This is a genomic window from Bradyrhizobium sp. BR13661, from assembly GCF_029892425.1.
Taxonomy (GTDB): Bacteria; Pseudomonadota; Alphaproteobacteria; order Rhizobiales; family Xanthobacteraceae; genus Bradyrhizobium.
In genome coordinates this window covers 1-2,758 of the sequence record NZ_JARXWB010000074.1, presented here as the reverse complement: position 1 = coordinate 2,758, position 2,758 = coordinate 1, and the positions used below count along the sequence as shown (strand labels likewise).

2 protein-coding genes are annotated in these 2,758 nt (G+C 63.6%); both read right to left on the bottom strand.

Annotated elements, in window-relative coordinates:
• Positions 1–264: 264 nt before the first annotated feature.
• On the bottom strand, positions 265–1,008 hold the full coding sequence (gene istB, locus M2427_RS41935) for an IS21-like element helper ATPase IstB (RefSeq protein WP_219685535.1): 744 nt from the start codon (positions 1,006–1,008) through the stop codon (positions 265–267).
• Between the two features lie 17 nt (positions 1,009–1,025).
• Complete coding sequence (istA, locus tag M2427_RS41930) at positions 1,026–2,564, bottom strand: IS21 family transposase (RefSeq protein ID WP_250173494.1); 1,539 nt, start codon at positions 2,562–2,564, stop codon at positions 1,026–1,028.
• Between the last annotated feature and the right edge of the window lie 194 nt (positions 2,565–2,758).

Here is a 2,758-nt window from a genome sequence, read left to right as displayed (position 1 = left end):
TGCGCATTCCAGAGATGGTGATCAGGCGTTCCAGGCGATGGTGATCACGGATTCCAGATGATGGCGATCACTGGAGACGAACACGGCTGACGAGTTTATGTGTGCTGGAAACGGCCTCCTCGTCAAGGCTGGCGGGTTGGTTCGAAGATCGTTCCGGCGGTCCATGGGAGGGCCCCGTGCGCGGCGCGGAGTGCCCCCACGAGCGACGCAGCGACGCGCGCGGGAGGGGCCTGTGGGCCGGCGGAACGATCGTGCGGGAGGTGCTCACGGCTTTTTCTTTTCACCAGCTTGGCGCCGCAGACTGTCGCCCTTGAGTTCGATGCGGTGGGCATTGTGAATGATGCGGTCCAATATCGCATCGCCAAGTGTGGGGTCGGCAATGACGTCGTGCCATTGCGACACGGGGACCTGACTTGTGATCAATAAGGATCCCTTGTCGTAGCGATCATCGACAATCTCGAGCAGATCTCGGCGCTGGTCGGCGGTAAGCGGTTCAGGTCCCCAGTCGTCGAGGATGAGGAGATTGACGCGCTCGAGGGCGGCGATCAGGCGGGCCAGACGGCCTTCGCCGCGCGCCTGCGCGAGATCTGCGAACAGGCGGGGTGCCCGCTTGTAGAGCACGGAGAAGCCGTCGCGGCAGGCTTTGTTGCCGAGCGCACAGGCAAGCCAGGACTTGCCGGTGCCGGTTGGACCGACGATGACCAGGTGGTTGGCCTCACGGATCCATTGGCAGGTGGCGAGGGTTTGGAAAAGCGAACGGTCGAGACCACGGGCGGTGCGATAGTCGACGTTCTCGACGGCGGCCGCTTGACGCAGCTTGGCGCTGCTCAAACGGCGCGTAAGGCGGCGGTTGTCGCGGGCAGTGACCTCGCGATCGACGAGGAGGCCGAGCCAATCGGCGTGCGGCATCTCGGCCGCCTCGGGATTGTTCTGCAGTTCGACGAAGGTGTCGGCCATGCCGGCAAGGCCGAGGGCGCGCAAGCGATCGACGGTGGGATGAATGAGCATGCTGATATCTCTCCTGATCAATTGTAGTAAGTGCGGCCACGGATGTTGGCGTGGAAGAGGATGGGCGCCTCCTCGGCGGGCGGCGCGGTTCTGTCAGTGCCGTTTTTGAGGATGGCGGCGACCGATTTGTACGAACGGGCGTTGAGCAGCAGCGCCCGAGCGCAGGCGGCGTCGACGCGTTCCTGGCCGTAGCGCTTGACCAGGCCGAGAATGCCGACGGCCGAGCGGAAGCCCTGTTCCGGATGCGGCCGCGACCGCAAGATGACGTCGATCAGTGTCTCGGCATCGGGACCGACCTTGGCAGCTTCGGAACGAATACGCTCATGGGTCCAGTCGCGATAACGACGATGCGAGCTCGGCATATGCTCGGCAATCGTCGTCGGGCGATGCGGCAGGGTGCTGCGCAGATGTGACGCCACCCGCTTGCCGCGCAGGAAAATCTCGACGGTCTTTTGGGTGACGCGGGTCTCGACCTCTTGACGCACGAGGTTATGAGGGACGCTGTAGTAATGCTTGGCGATCTCGATGTGATAATCGAGGTTAACCCGGCAGCGCTTCCACTCGGCATACTGGTACGGCTCATCCGGCAAGGGAGTGAGCGCCGGACGATCGAGCTCTTCGAACAGGTCGCGCCGACTTCGTCCCCAGCTTCGGAGAGGTCGGTCGTTCAGCTCGACCAGAAGCGCATGGATCGCCTCGTTGAGGGCGGCGAGCGAGAAGAATCGGTGGTTGCGCAAGCGCGCCAGAATCCATCGCCCGACAATTTGGACCCCGACTTCGACCTTGGCTTTGTCGCGCGGACGATACGGCCGCGCCGGGACGATGGCGGTGCGGTAATGGCGGGCGAGATCGGCATAGGTCCGGTTGACCATCGGCTCGTGAAAGCAGGCCCGGGTGATGCCGGCCTTGAGATTGTCGCTCACCGTCTGCCGGGCCGCGCCGCCGAAATAGGCAAATGCGCGGACGTGTGAGGCGATCCAGTCCGGCAGGCTTTGGCTGAGGCTGGCCTCGGCGTAGGTGTAGTTCGAGGCGCCGAGCACGGCGACGAAGATCTGTGCGCTGCGCACCTCACCGGTGAGCCCGTCAACCACCTCCATGGTGTGGCCGGAATAGTCGACGAACAGCTTCTCGCCGGCGACATGGATCTGGCGCAGGGTGGGCTTGAGGAGGCCGGCCCATTCCTTGTAGCGTTCGCAGAACCACGAATAGCTGAAGCAGTCGGAGTTTGCGTCGCAATACTCCTCCCACAGCAGCATCAGCGTGACGTTCGGGCGCCGCAGCTCGCGATGCACCAGCGCCCAATCCGGCTGTGGACGCTCGTCGCTGGGCCGATCGGATGGCGGCGGATATAGGCGGTTCTCAAGCCGGACGTCGTCATCCAGCTCCGGCGGCAACGGCCAGGTCAGGCCGGCCCGGCGGGTTCGGTTGAGGTACTTGCTGACCGTGCCCTGGGCCAAGCCCAGGCTGCGGGCAACGGCGCGTTGCGACATGCCGACGCTGTAGTGCAGGCGTAGAACTTCGCGAATGTGGCGCATGGACAGTCTCTCGGTCGGCATCTCGATCCTCTGCGGTTAGGCAAAAGACCAAGCTACCCGGGTTGCAGACTGTCAGCGGCGCGCGCCTCCTGGTTACCCCGATCGCAATCGCTGGAAATAGCGATCACGATCCGCTGGAAACGGTGATCACGATGCTCTGGAATGTGTGATCACGATGGTCTGGAATCCGTGATCACGATCGGCTGGAACACGCA

Excerpts from the sequence above, each read along its gene's own strand:
- istB (WP_219685535.1), bottom strand. The coding sequence starts at position 1,008 with ATGCTCATTCATCCCACCGTCGATCGCTTGCGCGCCCTCGGCCTTGCC.
- istA (WP_250173494.1), bottom strand. The coding sequence starts at position 2,564 with ATGCCGACCGAGAGACTGTCCATGCGCCACATTCGCGAAGTTCTACGC.